At 67.5% G+C, this 19534-nt stretch carries 12 protein-coding genes; 5 read left to right on the plus strand and 7 right to left on the minus strand.

From position 1 onward, the window contains the following. Positions 1 to 83: 83 nt before the first annotated feature. Positions 84 to 3680: an indolepyruvate ferredoxin oxidoreductase family protein gene (locus CLU88_RS14345; RefSeq protein ID WP_099657169.1), complete on the minus strand. Its 3597-nt coding sequence runs from the start codon at positions 3678 to 3680 to the stop codon at positions 84 to 86. Between the two features lie 168 nt (positions 3681 to 3848). On the opposite strand from CLU88_RS14345, the gene CLU88_RS14350 reads away from it, so the two are divergent. The 3 genes from CLU88_RS14350 (at position 3849) to CLU88_RS14360 (ending at position 6865) form a co-directional block, all read left to right on the plus strand. Continuing rightward, entirely contained in the window at positions 3849 to 4337 is a 489-nt protein-coding gene (locus CLU88_RS14350; RefSeq protein ID WP_099657170.1) for an Lrp/AsnC family transcriptional regulator, read from the plus strand. Between the two features lie 191 nt (positions 4338 to 4528). Then, positions 4529 to 6280 carry an MFS transporter gene (locus tag CLU88_RS14355; RefSeq protein WP_099657171.1) on the plus strand — a complete coding sequence of 584 codons (1752 nt, stop codon included), beginning with the start codon at positions 4529 to 4531 and terminating at the stop codon, positions 6278 to 6280. A 138-nt stretch (positions 6281 to 6418) separates the two neighbouring features. Continuing rightward, the gene (locus tag CLU88_RS14360; protein ID WP_099657172.1) at positions 6419 to 6865 is read left to right on the plus strand and encodes a hypothetical protein; all 447 of its coding nucleotides are present in this window, start codon (positions 6419 to 6421) and stop codon (positions 6863 to 6865) included. 690 nt (positions 6866 to 7555) lie between these two features. On the opposite strand, the gene CLU88_RS14365 is transcribed toward CLU88_RS14360, so the two are convergent. Both CLU88_RS14365 and CLU88_RS14370 read right to left on the minus strand, forming a co-directional pair. Further along, positions 7556 to 9511 (minus strand): phosphatase PAP2 family protein, encoded by a 1956-nt coding sequence (locus CLU88_RS14365; RefSeq protein ID WP_099657173.1) that lies wholly within the window; start codon positions 9509 to 9511, stop codon positions 7556 to 7558. A 175-nt stretch (positions 9512 to 9686) separates the two neighbouring features. After that, positions 9687 to 10910 (minus strand): murein transglycosylase A, encoded by a 1224-nt coding sequence (locus CLU88_RS14370; protein ID WP_099658890.1) that lies wholly within the window; start codon positions 10908 to 10910, stop codon positions 9687 to 9689. On the opposite strand from CLU88_RS14370, the gene CLU88_RS23115 reads away from it, so the two are divergent. Further along, on the plus strand, positions 10843 to 11007 hold the full coding sequence (locus CLU88_RS23115; RefSeq protein ID WP_199173455.1) for a hypothetical protein: 165 nt from the start codon (positions 10843 to 10845) through the stop codon (positions 11005 to 11007). The two genes, CLU88_RS14370 and CLU88_RS23115, sit on opposite strands and share 68 nt — an antisense overlap. 154 nt (positions 11008 to 11161) lie before the next feature. After that, on the plus strand, positions 11162 to 11806 hold the full coding sequence (locus CLU88_RS14375) for an OmpA family protein (protein WP_099657174.1): 645 nt from the start codon (positions 11162 to 11164) through the stop codon (positions 11804 to 11806). Between the two features lie 13 nt (positions 11807 to 11819). Here the strand turns inward: CLU88_RS14375 and CLU88_RS14380 are convergent, their stop codons facing one another. The 4 genes from CLU88_RS14380 to CLU88_RS14395 are packed head-to-tail and all read right to left on the minus strand — an operon-like array spanning position 11820 to position 19496. Beyond that, a complete protein-coding gene (locus CLU88_RS14380; RefSeq protein ID WP_099657175.1) occupies positions 11820 to 12449 on the minus strand; it encodes a response regulator transcription factor in 630 nt (209 codons plus the stop codon). Positions 12450 to 12454: 5 nt separating this feature from the next. Next, the gene (locus tag CLU88_RS14385; protein ID WP_199173532.1) at positions 12455 to 14497 is read right to left on the minus strand and encodes an ATP-binding protein; all 2043 of its coding nucleotides are present in this window, start codon (positions 14495 to 14497) and stop codon (positions 12455 to 12457) included. Positions 14498 to 14502: 5 nt separating this feature from the next. Continuing rightward, a complete protein-coding gene (locus tag CLU88_RS14390; protein WP_121727707.1) occupies positions 14503 to 15321 on the minus strand; it encodes a carbon-nitrogen hydrolase family protein in 819 nt (272 codons plus the stop codon). After that, positions 15321 to 19496, minus strand: a complete 4176-nt coding sequence (locus tag CLU88_RS14395; RefSeq protein WP_099657177.1) for a YhdP family protein — start codon at positions 19494 to 19496, stop codon at positions 15321 to 15323. Before CLU88_RS14395 ends, CLU88_RS14390 begins: the two co-directional genes overlap by 1 nt. Positions 19497 to 19534 lie beyond the last annotated feature (38 nt).

The following is a 19534-nucleotide window of genomic DNA, read 5'->3' on the forward strand; positions in this document are numbered from 1 at the left end:
GATAGATAAGCACTAGAAGCTATTAATTTAATAGCACCCAAACCTGCCACCCCACCGACCCGACGGCACGGTGGCCGCCCGCCTCAGGCGGCTTGGCGTTGGGCCGGGGCCCCAGGGGTGCGCCACTGGGCCATCAGGCCGCTCCACTTGGGGCGTGCGGCCTGCAGGTGGCGCTCCTTCACATGGCCGTAGCCACGGATCTCTTCAGGGATGCGGGCAATCTCCACGGCCAGGGCCAGGTTGTCGCTGCTCAGGCGCTCCAGCAGCTCGTCGATGCAGGCGCGGTATTCCACGATGAGGGCGCGCTCGGTGCGGCGCTCTTCGGTGTTGCCGAAAATGTCGAGCGCCGTGCCGCGCAGGCCTTTCATGCGGGCCAGCAGGCCAAAGGCTTTGCGCATCCAGGGGCCGTAGCTTTGCTTGAGCAACTCGCCCTTGGCGTTCTTCTTCGCCAGCATCGGCGGGGCCAGGTGGTGCACCAGCTTGTAGTCGCCTTCAAACTGGGCCGCAATCTTGTCCGTGAACGCCTTGTCGGTGTGCAGGCGGGCCACTTCGTACTCGTCCTTGTAGGCCATGAGCTTGAAGAGGTAACGGGCCACCGCCTCGGTCAGTCGGGTGGTGCTGCCCAGCTTCGATTCCGCTGCCTGCACCTTTTGCACAAAGACTTGGTAGTCAGCGGCGTAGGCGGCATTCTGGTAGCCGGTGAGGAACTCAATGCGCTTGGCCACCATCTCGGCCAGCGCGGGCTTCTTGACGAACTGGATCACCTGCGCGGCCTGAAACAAAGCCTGCACCGCCGCCAGATCGTGCGCGCAGCGGCGGCCCCATTCAAAGGCGGCCTTGTTGTTGTCCACCTGCACGCCGTTCAATTCCATGGCGCGCATCAGTGATGCGTAGGTGAGCGGCACGCGGCCCTTTTGCCAGGCGTAGCCCAGCATGAGCGGGTTGGTGTAGATGCTGTCGCCTAGCAATTGGGTGGCCACCTGCTCGGCGTCAAAGCTGCCCACACCGCCCGCGCCCACGGCAGCGGCAATGGCGGCATCGCAGTTGCCGCCGGGGAACTGCCAGTCCGGGTTGTTCACAAACGCCGCCGTGGGCGTGCCGTGCGTGTTGAGCGCCACAAAGGTGCGGCCCGGCTGCATCACGGCCAACGTGTACTTGTGCGCGGCCACGATGGAGTCGCAGCCAATCACCAGGTCGGCCTTGGCGGTATCGACCTTGGTGGTGTAGATGGCGTCAGGCCGGTTGGCGATCTGGATGTGGCTCCAGGTAGCGCCACCCTTTTGGGCCAGGCCACCGGCGTCCTGGGTGATCACGCCCTTGCCATCGAGGTGCGCGGCCATGCCCAGCAGCGAGCCGATGGTGATGACCCCTGTGCCCCCCACGCCGCCCACCACAATGCCCCAGGCGGTTTCGGCCACGGGCAGCACGGGTTCTGGGATGTTGGGCAGTGCCGACAGGTCGCCCTTCTTTTCCTTCTTGGGCTTCTTGAGCTGGCCGCCTTCCACCGTCACAAAGCTCGGGCAAAAGCCGTTGACGCAGGAGTAATCCTTGTTGCAAGTGCTCTGGTTGATGCGGCGCTTGCGGCCGAACTCAGTCTCCACGGGCTCCACCGAGAGGCAGTTCGACTTCGTCGAGCAGTCACCGCAGCCCTCGCACACCAGGTCGTTGATGACCACGGTCTTGTCGGGCGTGGCCAGCTTGCCGCGCTTGCGGCGGCGGCGCTTTTCCGTGGCGCAGGTCTGGTCGTAAATGATGGTGGTGCAGCCCTTGATCTCGCGGAACTGGCGCTGGATGGTGTCCAGCTCGTCGCGGTGGTGCACCGTCACGCCGTCAGCGAGGGCCACGCCGTCGTATTTGTGCGGCTCGTCCGTCACGATGACGAGCTTGGCAACACCCTCGGCCTTCAGGCTGTTCATGATCTGCAGCACCGAGTGCCCCTCGGGCCGCTCGCCCACGGTCTGACCCCCGGTCATGGCCACGGCATCGTTGTAGAGCACCTTGTAGGTGATGTTCACCCCCGCCGCAATGCTCTGGCGAATGGCCAGCAGGCCGCTGTGGAAGTAGGTGCCGTCGCCCAGGTTGGCAAAGATGTGCGCGTCGGTGGAGAAAGGCTGCTGGCCCACCCAGGTCACGCCCTCACCGCCCATCTGCGTGAAGGTGCTGGTGCGGCGGTCGGGCATCCAGTTGACCATGTAGTGGCAGCCAATGCCGGCCACTGCGCGGGAGCCTTCGGGCACGCGGGTGCTGGTGTTGTGCGGGCAGCCGCTGCAGAACCACGGTGCGCGCTCGCCGGTGTCCACCTTCAACTCCGTCATGGCGCGTTCGCTGGCCTCGATGATGGCCAGGCGCGCTTCCATGCGGGCCACGATGTCTGAAGGCACGCCCAGCTTCTTCAAGCGCTTGGCAATCGCCTTGGCGATGATGGCGGGCGTGAGGTCTGCCTTGGGGCGCAGCAGCCAGTTCTGGCTGGGGTTGGGCATGCTCCACTCGCCGCCCCGACCCCACAAGGGTCCCTGCGATTCCGTGTCGCCTTCCACCTCGTCAAACTTGCCCAGCACATTGGGCCGCACATCGGCGCGCCAGTTGTACAGCTCTTCCTTGATCTGGTACTCGATGACTTGGCGCTTTTCCTCCACCACCAGAATCTCTTGCAGGCCCTGGGCAAAGTCGCGGGTGATGGTGGCTTCGAGCGGCCACACCACATTGACCTTGTGCACGCGGATGCCGAGGCTGCGGCAGGTGTCATCGTCCAGGCCCAGGTCCACCAGCGCCTGGCGCGTGTCGTTGTAGGCCTTGCCACTGGCGATGATGCCGAAGCGGTCTTGCTTGCCTTCGATCACGTTGTAGTTGAGCTTGTTGGCGCGGATGTACGCCAGGGCCGCGTACCACTTGTAGTCCATCAGGCGCGCTTCCTGCTCCAGCGGCGCATCAGGCCAGCGGATGTGCAGGCCGCCCGGCGGCATCGCGAAGTCTTCAGGCAGGATGATCTTCACGCGGTCGGGGTCGATGTGGATGCTGCTGGACGACTCCACTACCTCCTGGATGGTCTTCATGCCCGACCACACCCCCGAGAAGCGGCTCATGGCAAACGCATGCAGGCCCATGTCCAAAATCTCTTGCACGCTGCTAGGGAAGAACACGGGCGTGCCGCAGGCCTTGAAGATGTGGTCGCTCTGGTGCGCGGCCGTGCTGCTCTTGCTGATGTGGTCGTCGCCTGCAATCGCAATCACGCCGCCGTGCTTGGCGGTGCCCGCCATGTTGGCGTGCTTGAACACGTCCGAGCAGCGGTCCACGCCCGGGCCCTTGCCGTACCAGATGCCGAACACGCCGTCGTACTTTTTGCTCTGCGGGTACAGGTCGAGCTGCTGCGTGCCCCACACCGCCGTGGCGCCCAGCTCTTCGTTCACACCGGGTTGGAAGACGATGTGGTTCTCGGCCAGGTGCTTCTTGGCGGCCCACAGGGCCTGGTCGTACGTGCCCAGCGGGCTACCCCGGTAGCCGCTGATGAAACCGGCGGTATTGAGCCCCGCCGCCGCATCGCGCTGGCGCTGCAACATGGGCAGGCGCACCAGGGCTTGCACGCCGCTCATGAAGGCACGCCCCTCACCTAAGGTGTATTTGTCTTCTAGAGTGACCGTCTCTAGGGCTTTGCGGATCGATTCGGGCAAGGGGGCGTTCATGGCTGTCTCCGTGGGGGATGGCGGCCCTGCCACCACCTTGTGGGCAGCAGCGGGCGTCGAAATAGATGGTTTGCAGGCAGTTTAGGCAGGCGCGCCGGATATGTGCTTTCGTTTTTATGCCGTGTTTACCCTTGATTCAGAAAGGATCTTTCTTAAAATTACACAAAAATGAACAATTTAGACAAATACGACCTCGCCATCTTGCAAGAATTGCAGGCCGACGCCCGCTTGACCAATGCCGAACTCGCCCAGCGCGTGGGCCTTTCTGCCGCACCGTGCTGGCGGCGCGTGCGGGCGCTGGAAGAGGCCGGTTTCATCAAGGGCTACCGCGCCGAGATCGACCGCCACAAGATCGGCCTGGGCGTGCTGGCCTTTGTGCGGCTGGATGCCGACCGCAGCACCGGCAACCTCACCCGCGCCATGGAAGAAGCCATCCGCCAGATCCCCGAGGTGGTGGCCTGCCACTACATCAGCGGCACCGGCACCTTTGAGCTTCAGGTGGTGGCGCGCGACCTGGACAGCTTTTCGCAGTTTGCGCGCGATGTGCTGCTGAACCTGCCCAACGTGAAAGACATGCACACCAGCTTCTCGCTGGGCGAGGTCAAGGCCAGCGGCGCGCTGCCGCTGGCGCACCTGACGCAGCCCAAGCCCCGCTGAGCCAGCCCAGGCTTGCCCCGGGCTGGGTCAAGCCCGATATTGCTCTTATTTTGATAGCTTTCAGCGCTTTATAGATAAGCGCCAGAGCCCTTTTTTCTTTGAATTTACCGATCCCCCAAGCCCATGGCACAAGCCGGGTCGCCACGCCTGCGCTGGGCACAATGAGGTCAGACATCGCACAATCAGCGCACATGCCACCCCAGCCCCACCACGACAGCCCCAGCGGCCCCACGCCCACCGCCGCAGGCGATGCCCCCACCCCGGCCCCCCCCCCCACACTGAGCGCCGCCGAGCGTGCCGCCCTCGCCCAGGGCACCGAAGAGTCGGCCCAGCACAGCCTGGACCAAAGCGCTGCCGCCGGGGCCGTCCACTCCGACGCCTCGCTCTCGCCCTTTGCCCCGCTGTCGGTGCCCGTGTTCCGCATGCTGTGGCTGACCTGGGTGGCGGCCAACACCTGCATGTGGATGAACGACGTGGCGGCCGCCTGGCTGATGACCACGCTCACCACCTCGCCCGTGCTGGTGGCGCTGGTGCAGTCCGCCTCCACCCTGCCCGTGTTCTTGCTGGGCCTGCCCAGTGGCGCACTGGCCGACATCCTGGACCGGCGCCGCTACTTCATGGCCACGCAGTTCTGGGTGGCCGCCGTGGCCGTGGTGCTGGCCTTTGCCATCGTCTCGGGAGGCATGTCGGCCCCGCTGCTGCTGGCCCTCACCTTTGCCAACGGCATTGGGCTGGCCATGCGCTGGCCGGTGTTTGCCGCCATCGTGCCCGAGCTGGTCAGCCGCCCGCAGCTGCCTGCAGCCCTGGCTCTGAACGGCGTGGCCATGAACGCCTCGCGCATCATGGGCCCACTGCTGGCGGGCGCCATCATCGCCAGCGCGGGCAGCGCCTGGGTGTTTGTGCTCAACGCCGTGCTGTCGGTGCTCTCGGGCCTGGTCATCATGCGCTGGAAGCGCGAGCACGTGCCCAGCCCGCTGGGGCGTGAGCGCCTGCCCAGCGCCATGCGCGTGGGCGTGCAGTTTGTGCGCCAATCGCCCCGCATGCGCGCCGTGCTGTGGCGCATCTCCGTCTTCTTCTTGCACGCCACGGCCCTCATGGCCCTGCTGCCGCTGGTGGCCAAGGGGCTGGAGGGCGGCGGCGCAGGCACCTTCACGCTGCTGCTGGCCAGCATGGGCGCGGGCGCCATCGTGGCCGCCATGTTCCTGCCCCGCCTGCGCCAGGCCATGCCGCGCGATGTGCTGGTGCTGCGTGGCACGCTGCTGCAGGCCGCCGCCACCGGCGCCATGGCCTGGGCCCCCAATGTCTACGTGGCCGTGCCCGCCATGGTGCTGGGCGGCATGGCCTGGATCACCACCGCCAACACCCTGAGCGTGTCGGCCCAGCTGGCCCTGCCCAACTGGGTGCGGGCGCGCGGCATGTCCATCTACCAAATGAGCATCATGGGTGCCACCGCCGCAGGCGCCGCCCTGTGGGGCCAGGTGGCCTCGCTCACCGATGTGCACACCAGCTTAGGGATTGCCGCCGTGAGCGGTGGCATCGTGATGGCCGTGGTGCAGCACCTGGCCGCCGACCGCTCCATCGAGGAAGACCTGAGCCCCTCACGCGCCTTCAAGGCCCCTACCGCCCCCACGCCGCCCGAGGCAGGGCATGTGGTCGTCACCATCGAATACTTCATCCACCCGCCGCGCGCCCCCGAGTTCCGCGCCGTGATGCAGGAAAGCCGCCGCAGCCGCCTGCGCCAGGGCGCGCTGGACTGGCAACTGCTGCACGACATCAGCAACCCGACGCGGTATGTGGAGCGCATCGAAGACGAGTCGTGGACCGAGCACCTGCGCCGCTTCGACCGCGTCACGGCATCGGACGTGGCGCTGCGCGAGCGCAAGCTGGCCTTTCATACCGGCGATGCACCGCCGAAGGTGACGCGGTGGACAGTGGAACGGTAGTATTTTTAGGCAATTTTCGCCTCCAGCGCTTATAGAACAAGCGCTGGCAGCTATGCATTCAATAGCAAACTAATGCATGTGGCCGCCGTGTGCAGACTGAACAGCACAGGCGCACAACCCCGTGGACAATCACGGCCCATGAACCGCATCGCATATTCCCGCTGGCTGCTCGCTGTGCTCTGTATCGCGCCCTGCGCCCAGGCCGCCACCCCAGACCCCGCCCTGCTCGGCTGCTGGCGAGCCACCGCCATCGTGCTGCACACGGTGGACGGCCAAAAGCTCGAAGACCGCTCTGGCCGCTGCACTCTCCAGTTCAAGGAAGAACAGCTCGATTCCACCTGCCGAACCAGCCATGGCCTAGCCACCACCACCTACCGATACCAAGTCGTGCGCCCCCAGGTGTACGCCACTACTCTGGCGGGCAGCACGGTCAGGGCGGAAATGACCACCACAACGCGCGAATACGCCTACCGCATCGAAGGCGACCAACTGCACACCGCGACCGTCGCACCGGCTGCAGCACCCGCAGCCTCTGCAGCCACCCCACGCACAGAAACCGACGCGACCAAGGTGCCCTGCCCCTGAGCCCCCGCCAGGCCGAGCGAAGCGATGGCCCGCACGGCTGTTCGGCTGTTGGCTGTTTGGCTGTCCACCCCCTGTGGCTGCGCCTGCGGCGGGGCGGTTGCGGGGTGGCATGGGCGCAAGTGCGCCCATGCTTCGTCATCTGACTCGCTGCGGCTGTCTGAACGAAGCTGCTACGCAGCGCAGTGAGTTTCGCAGCGCACCCCGCAACGGCCCCGACGCAGGTTGCCCCTTCGCTATGCGAAGGGGTCGCAGACTTGGGGTCGCCTTCTTTTGCCTTCTTTTCTTGGCGACGCAAGAAAAGAAGGTGCCCCGCCGGGGGCACATCCCGGCACCCGCCCTTGGCACAGGCACGCCGTCAGATCAGCAAGCGAGCCCCGGCTTCGACAAGCTCAGCCCAAACGGGTGGAGGTGGCGCCCAGGCTTCGACGGGCTCAGCCCGAACGGACGGGGAGGAGGTAGCGCCCCCGCGTCGACAAGCTCAGCTCAAACGTACTGGAGTCATCCGCAAATCACTCTCAATTTCATAGCTTCCCGCGCTAGCTCCATAAGCGCTACAGCCACAAAACACCTAAAAAACACCTCATCACACCTGCGCAGGCAGGCGGCCATCAGGACGCCAACAGCGCAAGGGCCAGCCCCCTCCAACCCGCAGGCCCAGGGAGCCCCAAGCCCCCCGACGCGTTGCATCCCTCAGTTGCTCAACACCAACTGCACGCTGTCCCCGTTGTACACCGCCGTCGCCTTGAAGCCCGCCACGGTGATGGCACTGAACGTGCCCTGCACACGCTTGGCGCGCAGCAGCGTCAGCGTGTCGCCCGCCTTGGGCGTGAAACCGGGGCGGAAGGTGACCGCCAGCGGGCCAGCCAGGGTGGCCACGCCTGCGGTGCTGAGGGTGCCTGCATCGGCCGCGCCCAGTTGCAGGGCCAGGGTGCCGGTGGCGGTTTGGGTCAGGCCGCCGGGCAACTCCACGGCGCCCATGGTGTTGGTGAGCAGCGTGCCGCCTGCCACATACACAGCGCCTTGGCCCAGGGCCTTGGCAGCGTCGGCACGCACGGTGCCTGCAGCGATTTCGGTGCCACCGGTGTAGGTGCTGGCACCCGCCAGGGCCAAGGTGCCGCTGCCGCGCTTGGTCAGCTTGCCTGCGCCGCTGATGTCGTTGCGCCACACGTCCAGGGCGTGAAAGCCGCCCAAGGCGGCGTCCATGGCCACCTCCACGTCGCCCGCGAACGCACCGTAACCACTGCCTGCGGCAAACAGGTTGAGGCGGCCAAAGCCTTCGGCGTCGTCCATCACGGGGTAGCCCGAGGGCAGTGCGGTGGTTTTGAGCACCACACGGCGCTGCGCGTCGCTCAGGTAGGGCAGGCGCGTTTCCAGCAGCACTTCCGCCCCCTTGGGCACCACTGCAGGCAGCGTGGTGCTGCCGATGGGCGTTAAGCCGAACACCAGACGGCGCTGGTAATGGAGCTGGTTGGCCGCGTAATCGGCAAAGCGGTCCTTGTCCGTGCCCTGGCTGCGGGCAAAGGCCGCGAACTGCGCGGGCGTGGTGGCCCCCACAGCGGCCATCAAGGTCTGGTGGGCCTGGTTGTAGGCGGCGGTGCGCGTGTCTTTGGAGGCCGCCGCAATGTTGCCCAAGGCCGAGGCCTGCCCCAGAAGGCGCCCGCTGATCACATCCAGCGGCGAGTGCATGCCGGCGAGGATGCGGTTTTCGCCCAGCTCCAGCCCGCGTGCGAGCATTTCATGGAAGCGCTCGGGCACCAGGTAGGCCATGGCCACGGCGTTGCGCACCGCCTCGGCGCTGTGGCCGCTGGTGTAGCCGCCATCGGTGGCCGCAGTGCTGCTGCGCGCGGGCAGCAGCGTGGGCTCCACTTTCACGTCCGCGCTCCAGCGCCAGGGGCGGGCGTACTTGTAAAAGCGTTTGGCCGGTTCGGTGGAGGCGTTGGCCCCCATGCTTTCCACAAAGGCAATCACGCGGCCAAATTCGGGGTTGGTGTCGCCCGAGACGCCGGTGTTGTTGCCGCCGTCCTCGTACTTCACGGTGGTCGCATCGGCAGGCACACCCGTGATGGTGGTGGTCTGGCGGGCGGCTTTGCGCCACGCGTCGGTGAGCGGGCCCATGCCGTCGGTCACGCTGTAGTTCTTGCCACGGCGGTCGTCCATGTAGGCGGCCAATGACTGGGCGGCCGTGCGCGCCACGGTTGTGCGCACCACAAAGTCGATGTTCTCTTTGTGCACCGCTGCGTTCTTGACCTTGCCATCCGTGGCGTCGCCAGGGATGCCGCTCCAGGTGGAGGCCACGACCGCCGGGAACCCCTCCACAGCCGGTGCGGTCTGCCCCGCATCGACCAGGCGGGTGCTGGGCTCCCACACCTCCAAAAAGCCGGAGAGCAAACGCACGCCCGCGTTGGTTTGCAGCGTTGCATAGCGCGCATCGCCGCGCTGGTTGGTGGCGGCAGCGTCCACAAAAGCTGTCACGCTGGGCACGGGCGCCGTGTCGGTCACGCCCAACGCCTGCGGCATGGCCGGGGCCACAGACTCATCGCCCCCGCCACCCCCACAGGCAGACAAGGCCAGCAGCGCGGCGATGGAGGTCAGGCGCAAGCGCGCACCAGACTGGGAGGGTGCGGGGAGAAAACGGGCGAAGGGCATGGGCGATCCGAGCGGCAAAACGTAAAGCGCTGGATGCTAGGCACGGCCTGTGAATGCTGCGTGACACCGCGCCCGCCCCTGCACATGTTCCTGCGCGTGGGCCGCCAATGCACTATGCATTTAATAGCTGCTAGCGCTTAATTGACGGGCGCTAGCAGCCAAAAAGATTCAATATTTACTTAGGCCACAGCACCCACAGCCGCAGGTTCTGCTTGAGCCGCCCGGCGATGTCGCCGGCCTCAGGGCCCCAGCCCGTGAAGTAATCCGCCCGCACCGCGCCCAGGATGGCGCTGCCGGTGTCTTGCGCCAGCACCAGACGGCTGAGCTGCACCTGCGGGCCGCTGGAGGCCAGCCACACGGGCGTGCCGTAGGGGATGCTCTGGCGGTCCACCGCGATGGAGCGGCCGGGCGTGAGGGGCACACCCTGCGCGCCCTTGGGACCAAAGCCTGCGTCCATGCCCACCAGGGGTTCTTCCTTGAAGAAGACGTAGCGCGGGTTGGTCCACATCAGCTCGTTGGTGCGCTGCGGGTTGGCGGCCAGCCAGGCGCGGATGCCGGGCCAAGTGGCATCGCGGGTGTAGCCCTGGTCGAGCAGCCAGCGGCCAATGCTGCCGTAGGGCTGGTCGTTGGTGCCCGCGTAGGCCACCCGCAGCATCGTGGTCGAGCCATCGGCTTCGGTGATACGCAGGCGGCCCGAGCCCTGGATGTGCAGCACCATGGATTCGACCGGGTCGCGCAGCCAGGCGATGGCGCGGCCTTGCAGGGCGGCCTGGGCTTCGGGCAGGGTTTCGATCTGCTGGCGGGTGTACCAGGGCTTGCGGGCGCCAAAGCCTGCGGGCGTGCGGTAGATGGGCACGTTGAAGCCGTTGCCGCTTTGGCGGGCGGCGTCCATCAGGGGTTCGTAATAGGCGGTGAGCAGGCCGTCGGGGTTGCCGTCGGTGGCTTCCACGCGGTAGGGCTGCAGGCGGGCCACCATCCAGGCGCGCTGCTCTTCGCCGGTGGCAATGCTGAGCTGGCGCACCTCGCTGCACAGGGCGGTGAAGGGGGCCACGGGGCGCTCACAGCTCTTGATCCAGGCGTTCCAGGCTTCGTGCAGGGCGTCGTCGGCAAAGCCAGGCAGCTCGGCCCAGCGCACGGGTGTCCAGCGGCTTTTGGGCTGGGCCAGGGGCGGGGGCAGCGGGCCGGTGTCGCCGGGCACGGCATAAGGCCCGGTCGGCCGGGGCGCAGGCATGCCCCCAGGGTACGAAGGGGATGGGGCGGGCGGGGTGGAGCAGGCGACGAGCGTTCCTACAATCAGCGCCGTTGCAACCAGGCGCAGGAGTGTCAATTTCATGGGGCTGATTTTGCTTGAAGCGCTGCTGGCGCTGGTGGTGTTGGTTGCGATTGTGTGGTGGACGATGTTTTCCGGCCGCAAGGGCGGCGAGCTCAAGCCGCCGCCGCCCCCAGACGACCAGGGCGGGCCACCGCCACCTTCCTCGCCCTCCTCACGCCCCTGACGGGCTGCGCGGGGGCAAGGCGCTGTCCTACACCCCCTTGGCTCGCAGGCCGATGGCGCAAGCCCGGCTGTGGCCTGACCATCGCAGCAGCCGACGGCCCCGGCCCGCGCGCAGCGCTGGCAGGGCGCTGCCTCGGTGTTCAAGGAGTACACACATGCGCAAACACATTCTTCTGGGCGTCAGTGCCGCCGTCATCTTGGCCACAGGTTGCGCCAGCATGGACGACACCCAGCGCCGAACGGCCACGGGCGCGGGCATTGGTGCACTGGCCGGGGCGGTGATTGGATCGGCCACCGGCGGCAACGCAGGCACGGGCGCCGTGGTGGGTGCGGGGGTCGGGGCCCTGGGCACCTACATCTGGTCGCAGAACATGGAGCGCCAAAAGCGCGAGATGGAGCAAGCCACCCAAGGCACCGGCATTGCCGTGACGCAGACGGCCGACAACCAGCTGATGCTGAACATTCCAAGCGATATTTCGTTTGCGGTGGGCCGCTCTGACATCCAGCCCAACTTTGCGCCGGTGCTTGACCAGTTTGCTGCCGGGCTGCGCAACAACCCCTACTCGGACGTGCGCATCGTGGGCCACACCGACAGCACGGGCAGCGATGCGGTGAACAACCCCTTGTCGGTGGACCGCGCGGCCAGCACCCGCAGCTACCTGGTGGCGCGCGGCGTGGACGGGCGCCGCATTGCCATCGATGGCGTGGGCGAGCGCCACCCCATTGCCAGCAACGACACGGCCGACGGGCGCGCCCGCAACCGGCGGGTAGAAATCTTTGTGGGTGAGCGCCCCCGCTGAAGCGGCGCTGCGCTCAGTGGCCGGAGCGCAGCAGGTTGGCCAGCTCCACGGCCGACTTGACCTGCATCTTGTCGAACACGCGTGAGCGGTGCACTTCCACCGTGCGCACGCTGATGTCGAGCTGGTCGGCGATCAGCTTGTTGGGCAGGCCTGCCACCACCAGGTCCATCACGTCGCGCTCGCGCTCGGTCAGGTCCTTCAGGCGCACCTGCAAGTCGCTGCGCTCACGCAGCTGGGCCAGTTGCTCGCCCGACTGGGCCAGGGCCTGTTCGATGCGGTCCACCAGCGCGTTGTCAGAAAACGGCTTTTCGCAAAAGTCAAAGGCGCCGCGCTTGACGGCGTCCACCGCCGTGGGCACATCGGCATGGCCGGTCAGGAAGATGACGGGCATGGTCTGCAGGTCGCCGCGCGCTGCCAGCAGGTCAAACAGCGCCAGTCCACTCAGGCCAGGCATGCGCACATCCAGCAGCAGGCAGCAGGGCTGGCGCTGGGGCGAGCGGGTCTGCAGCATGGCGTCGAACGCTTCGGCGCTTTCAAACGATTCACTGGGCAGGCGGCGCGAGCGCAGCAGCCAGGCTAGCGCTTCGCGCACGCCAGCGTCGTCGTCCACGATGTACACAGTCGCGTTGGATACGGGTTCCATCAGGATCAGCTCTTGGAAGGTTGGTGGGCGGGCAAGGTGAAGGTGAATACCGTACCACGGGGCTCGTGGGGCGCAAACCCCAGATAGCCGCCATGCTGCTCCACCACCGTGCGGCACAGGCTCAGGCCCAGGCCCATGCCTTCGGTGCGGGTGGTGAAGAAGGGGGTGAACAGCTTTTGCGCCACCTCGTCTGGGATGCCGCTGCCGCAGTCGGTGACTGAAAACTCCAGCCAGACGTTGTGCCTGTTCGACGCCGCCCTCTTGACGCGGATGTCCAGCACACGCGTGTGGATGGTCGGGTCGTCCATGGCCTGCATGGCGTTGCGGGCCAGGTTGAGCAGCACCTGTTCGACCATGGTGCGGTCACACAGCGCGGGGGGCAGGCCAGGCTCGACCATGGTGTGCACGCGCACGCCCAGCTTGCGCGCCTGCAAGATGGCCAGCGGCAAGATGGCGTCCACCAACTGCTGCGCAGGCACGGCCTCGCGGGCCTGGTCGCGGCGGCGCACAAAGTCATGCACGCTTTTGATGACGCGGCCCGCGCGCTCGGCTTGGCGGGCGATCTGGCGCATGGCCATGCGCACGTCCTGCAGGCTCTCAGCGCTGGGCTGGGGGTCAGTGGCTGACGGTGGCTCCAGCAGGTTCAGCGAGCCCGTGGCATAGCTGGAGATGGCGGCCAGGGGCTGGTTCAGCTCGTGGCTGAGCAGCGAGGCCATCTCGCCCACCGTGGCCAGGCGGGCGGTAGCCTGCAGGCGCTCTTGCGAGGCGCGCGAGAGCTCTTCCACGCGCCGCTGCTCGCTGATGTCCAAAAACGCGCTCATCCAGCCAGTGTGCAGACCCTGCGCGTTGATGAGCGGGGCCTCGATGATGAGCACCGGAAACCGGGTGCCGTCCTTGCGCATGAACTCGGACTCAAACCCTTCGCGCGGGGGAGTGTTGCCCGCAAAGCGGATGGCCTGGCGCTGGCGGTACTCCTCCACCCGCTCGGGCGGCCAATACAAGGCGGAGGCGGGGGCCGAGGTGCTGTGGCCCATCAACTCTTGCGCCGTGAAGCCCACCATCTCGCAAAACGCGGGGTTCACATAGGTGATGCGCCCCTGCAGGTCGCGCGCGCGCAGCCCTGTGACCAGCGAGTCTTCCATGGCCTTGCGAAACGCCAATGCGTCGCCCAAGTCGCGCTCGGCGCGCAGACGGCGGCGGTTGTCGCGCACCAGCACCCACATCACCGTGACCAGCGCAATCGACATGGCCGTGACCAGCGCCGTGAGCACGTTGGGGAACACGCTGGGCGCGGTGTGCCAGGTGTCCATGCGCAGCACCAGCGTGGTGCCGGGCAAGTCCAGCAGCTGCTGCGCGGTGAACATGCGCGAGCCCCGGCGCGAGGCGCCCAGCACGGCCAGGCGGGTGCCGTCGGGCTCGGTGAACGAGGCCTCCTGGCTGCGCGTGAGGCTGGCGCCCACCATGTCGGCCAGCACCGACTGCAGCGCATAGGTGGCGATCAAGTAGCCCGAGGCACGCCCGCCCGTGCTCAGCGGCAGGCACAGCTCCATCAGCTCTGAGCCCAGCCCATCGACATGGGGCTGGTAGTAACTGCCTGAGTAGGCGGGGCTGCTCAGGCGGCGCGCCGTGCCGCAGGCCTGGTTGGCTTCGGAGTTGTTGTGGTCGCGCAGCCCCCGGTCCCACAGCACGGCACGGTAAGGGCTTTGCACATGGGTGCGCAGGCGCATGGCACTGTCGCGCCACTCCAGGCGCACCAGTTCGCGCTGGTTGCGCAGCAGGTCAGAGGCCTCCACCTCCCAGGCCAGCAGGCCCGGGTCGCCAGAGTTCAGGGCTTGCAGGCTTTGCAGGTTGCGGGTGAGCGCGGCGCGGATGTCCGACACCGCGTCGGCGGCATCGCGCTCCAGGTGCGACTGCACCTGGCTGGCCTCGTAGCGGCCCGCCAGCCACACCATGGTGACCAGCATCGACACCACCAGGGCGATGAGTGCTGTCCACAGCGACCAGCGGCGCCAGGCGCTGCGCCAGCGTCGCCAAATGGCGCGGGGGATGATGCTCACAGGATGCGGTGCGCAAGGGCGGGCAACTGCTGGCGCACGCTGCGCAGCCGAGCAGGGTCCAGCTCGGCCAGCACCACGCCGGGGCCCTGGGCTTGCTGCGCCAGCACCTGGCCCCAGGGGTCTGCCACCAGGCTTTGGCCCCAGGTGTGGCGGCCGTTCTCGTGCACGCCGCCCTGGGCGGGCGCCACCACATAGGCCAGGTTTTCGATGGCGCGGGCACGCAGCAGCACCTCCCAGTGGGCCTGGCCCGTGACGTGGGTGAAGGCGCTGGGCACCAGCAGCAGATCGGCCCCGGCGCTGGCATGGGCGCGGAACAGCTCCGGAAAGCGCAGGTCGTAGCACACCGACAGGCCCACGCGCCAGCGGTGGCCGTCGCGGGCGGGCAAGTCAAACTGCACCGGGGCGTTGTCTCCGGGCTCGATCACCCGGCCCTCGTGGAACTGCTCACGCCCGTTGTCAAACCAGAAGAGGTGGATCTTGTCGTAGCGCGCCACGCACGCACCGTCGGGTGCAAACACCAGCGTGGTGTTGCGCACGCGCTCGGGGTCGGTGGTGCGCAGGGGCAGGGTGCCACCCACAATCCACAGCCCCAGCTCGCGCGCGGTGCGCGCCAGAAAGTCCTGGATCGGGCCCTGGCCCGGCACCTCCTGGTGGGCCAGCTTGTCGGTGTCGCGCAGGCCCATGATGCAAAAGTACTCGGGCAGCACCGCCAATTCGGCACCCGCTTGCGCGGCCTGCTCCAGCAAGCTGCGGGCGGTGGCGAGGTTGTCCTGCGGGCGGGGGCAAGACACCATCTGGATGGCTGCGACTTTCATCATGAGGGGTCTCCGGTGTGGGTCGGTTCAGGCGATGCCACTTGCGGGGCGGGCGTGCTGTGGCCGGTGCTGCCCACCCCTTCGCGGCCACGGCGAGGCACGCGCACCACGCGCGGATCGCTCCAGGCGCCGTCCACGCGAAACTCCTGCGTGGCCGCCTCGATCAGCGGGCCGCGCAAAAACACCTGCGCCAGGAAGCTGCCCAGACCAATCACGGGGTTGATGGCTGTGGCCACCAGCGATGCCGTCATGGCGTTGATCTCGGGCACCACCACCACGCGCAGGTCCTGCGTTTCCTTGTCGATGTCGGCACTGCCTTCCATCAGCACGGCGGCGTTCACGCCCTTCATCTGCAGGTTGTTGGTCGAGGCCACGCCTTGCTCAATGTGCATGTCGCCGCGCACAAAGTCAAAGGCAAAGCCTTCGCTGAACACATCGCGGAAGTCGAGCGTGAGGCGGCGCGGCAGCGACTGCAGGCTGAGCACACTGAGCAGCTTGGCCAGGCCCGGGTCGGCCTTCAGAAACTGCCCGGCCTCGATGTTGAGGTTGACCTGCCCGGCCATGGTCCGGTAGTCGGGGCTGAAAGGCGCGCCAATCCAGCCCACCTGGCCCTCCATGCGGCCCTTGCCACGCTTGATCACGTTGACCATGCCGAAGCGCCCCAGCAGGTCGCCTGAGTCGCGGATGTCCAGCTTGAAGTTGAGCACCGTGCGGCGGTCTGGCGCGCGGGGGGCCGCTGCAGCGGCTCTGGCGTGGTTGAGCACCGCCCAGTTGCCGCTGGCCGTCAGGCTGGCCTCAGGGGTGCTGATATTGAACTTGTTCAGGCGCCACTCGCGCTGGGCAGCGTCGCCAGTGCGGTTTTGCGCCTCGATCTCGATGCGCCCCAGCTTGCGCCCACGCAGTTCAAAGTCGTCCACCACCACGTCCACGGCGGGCAGGGCGCCGGGCTGCTCGTCCAGCAGCGCCTCCACCTGGGTGGCCTCGCTTTGCGGCATGCTCAGGCGCGACAGGCGGGCAAACAGGCGGCCGCTGCCCATGTCGCCCGAGGTGGGCTGGCGAAACTCCAGGTAGCCATTGAGTTCGGCCGCGTCCAGGTTGGCGCGCCACAGGTTGCCTTCGCGCAGGCCACCAGCCACCAGGTTGTGCAGGGTGCGGCCCTCGGCCGTCAGCTCGCTGGCGCGCAGGGCCAGCACATTGGGCAGGTAGTCCATGGCCGGGTTGGCCGCAGGCCCTGGGCCCATGACGGGCACGGGCCCAGGCCGGGCGGCCCCGGCCACGCCAGTGGATTGGGTGAACAAGCGCTCCCACGCGTCCACGTCCACCTTGCCCAGGCGGATGTTGGCACCCACCCCTTCGGTCGGTTGCGGCGCCGATTCGCCAGCGAGCAGGCCCACGCCAATTGCGCCGCGCAGCACCCGGGGCTGGGCGCCGCTCACATCGCGCAGGTAGGTGGCGGTGCCCACCCCACCCAGGTCCAGGGCGATCTGGTCGCGCAGCGGCGGCTGGGGAGCGCCCGCCGGGGTGCTGACCAACGACTCGCGCGCCACCATTTGCTCGTAGCGCAGCGGCTGCTGGGCCTCGGCCGTTTTGCCCAGGGGCGCAGGCAAGTCCAGGGCCATGCCTTGCAAGGTGGTGTTGACCTGCAGCTCTGGCACCCCCCGGCGAAACGACAGGGCCAGGCTGTAGGGTGCGCTGCCAGTGGCGTTGCGCGCCAGTTGCGCTACAAAGCCCAGCGATGGCGTTTGCTGCAACCCCTGGGCCGTGGCCACACCCTGCGCGCGCAGTTGGATGGCCGCCTCGGTCGGGGGCGCACCAGGGGGCAGTGCGCGCATGCCGCCTTCCAGCCGCACATCGCCACCCAAGGCACGTGCCTGCATGCCGCTCAAGGCAAAGCCGGTTTCAGAGAACTGCACCACGCCACGGGCTCGGCTCATGACGGGGGTGTCGGGGGTGATGCGCACCTCGTTGCCCGACAAGGTCACGCTGCCCTGTACTTTGGACTGCGCAATGTCGCTGATAGGCAGGCTCAGGCGCAGTTGCAGGTCGGCATTGCCGGTGCCGCTGGCCTGCGCCAGGGCGTTGCCCGTCATGCGCGCCAGGGGCGATGTCACCATCAGCCCCAGCATTTCTGGCAAGGGCCCACGCGCCTCGGCATTGACGCCCACCACCGTGTGTGCCAAGTTGGGAATCTGCGCTTCCACCTTGAGCAGGCGTGTCTGCGGCAAGCCCATGAAGGTGCCCGATGCGCCCCGCACCTGCATGGACGAGCGCTCAAAAATCAGCTCGCCCGCCAATTGCGTGAGGGGGGGCCAGCGCAGGGTGTCGTTCGGCAACAGGCTGGGCGGCACGTAGGCATAGGTCACGTCCTTGACCTTGGCAGCGATGCGGAAGTCGCCCAGCTTGGGGTCGTTGAAGGGCATGTCGTGCAAATCGCCCTTGACCTTGAAGTCCACATGGCTGGCCACACCGGCCACCACGGCCTGCTGCACATAGTAGCGGGAATCTGGCGGAATGCTCAGCGGCAGATAGCGGTGCACGCGGGTGCCGTCGGCGCGCGTGAGCGCACCCGACAAATCCAGCACCCCAGGGAAGCGCGAGGCATGCGCCACGCGGGCCGGGTCGCTGGTGTGCCAGGACATGCGGGCCTGGCCCTGGGCATCGGCGTTGGCAAAGCGGATGTCGTTGGCCTGCACGGCAATGCGCTCACCCTCCAGCTGCCAGCGCACATTGGCGGTGAACTCATCCAAAGGCACCACCGGGTCTTCAAACACGCGGGGCAGCACCAAGGCCCCCGAGGCGATGGACAGCGTCGCCTTGCCCCCGGTCTGGGTCAGGTCAAAGTCCACATCGGCGCCGCGCAGGCCGGGCGTGCGGGTGGCCTCGGTGGGGGTGCCGCCCGCCAGCGTCAGCCCCTGCACCCGGCCGCGCACCTGGTACTGCTGCAGCGCATCGAGCGGGCCCTTCCAGTTGGCCTGCACTTCTTGCACCATGCCCTTGGGCGCGTAGGTGGCGATGGCCTCATGGGCCGTGGCACCCAGTGGCAGGCGGCTGGCAATCTGGGCCAGCGCGGCCAGGTCCAGCTTGTCCGCGCGAAACTCGCCTTGCGCCGGGGCTTTGCCCGTGGCCTCGGTGTACTGCAGCTTGAGGTTGCCACCGGGCCAGTTCAGCCCGTCGTCGGCCACAAACTGCAGCGCCTGGGTCGAAAATTCAAAACCGCCCTGCAGGCGGCGCCCGCCCAGGCGCCCCTCGATGGAGGGCAACTCCAGCGCCTGCAAATCGGGGCCCAGGGTGGCATGCACGTCGGCCAGCGCCAGGTCGGCCGTGCCGCCCACAATCTGGCCGCGCTGGATGTCGGCCCAGGCCCGCAGCGCCCCATGGCCCCGCGCCACCTCTACGCCCACATCGGCATGGTGGCGCAGGCGCGAGACATCGACCCGCGAGAAGTTGGCAAACAGCTGCCCGTTCCAGTGCTGCCAGTTGCTGTCGCGCACCCGCAAGAGCGGTGCACGGAACAGGCCCACCAGCGTAAACCGGTCACCCCAGGCCTCGGGGGGCGTGGCGTCAATGCGCAGGCTGTGGCGCCAGTTGCCGTTGCGCAGCACCAGGTCCACCTTGCTCAAGGCCAGCTCAGGGGCGCCGCGCAGCTCGTCGTTCCAGCGCAGGGTACCTTCGCGGATCACCACCTCGCCCTGCGAGAACAGCCAGTCGGTGGCCGCGTTGCTGTCGCCCGTGCCTTGCGCCACGGGCAGCCCGGCCACAAAGATGCGGCCATCGGGGGCGCGGCGAATGTCCAGGTCGGGCGAGGCGATGTACAGCTGCTCAAACCCCCAGTGCAGCAACGACCGGGGCGACAGCGACACCACCACCCGGGGCAAGCGCAAGGCGGCGCGGTCTTCGCCGTCGAGCAGGGCCACGTCCATCAGTTCAATCGAAGGGATCAGGCCTTCCGAGCGGGCCGATATGTCGCCAATGCGAACCGCCACACCCAATGCCTGCGAGGCGCGCGCCTCGATCTGGGGGCGAAACTCACCGATTCGCGGCACAATCCAGCCATGAAGGGCACCCCAGGCCACCGCCAGCAACAGCCAGAAGGCCACCAGCAACCCCAACGACCACCGCGCAAACCCGGCCACGATCTTGAGCAAACGGGAAGGGCGAGGGGTCGGTTCGGTCATGTTTCGGGTGAAAGTGGGCGGAATTATGACCCGCCCCC

The organism is Acidovorax sp. 56, from assembly GCF_002749705.1.
Lineage (GTDB): Bacteria > Pseudomonadota > Gammaproteobacteria > Burkholderiales > Burkholderiaceae_C > Acidovorax.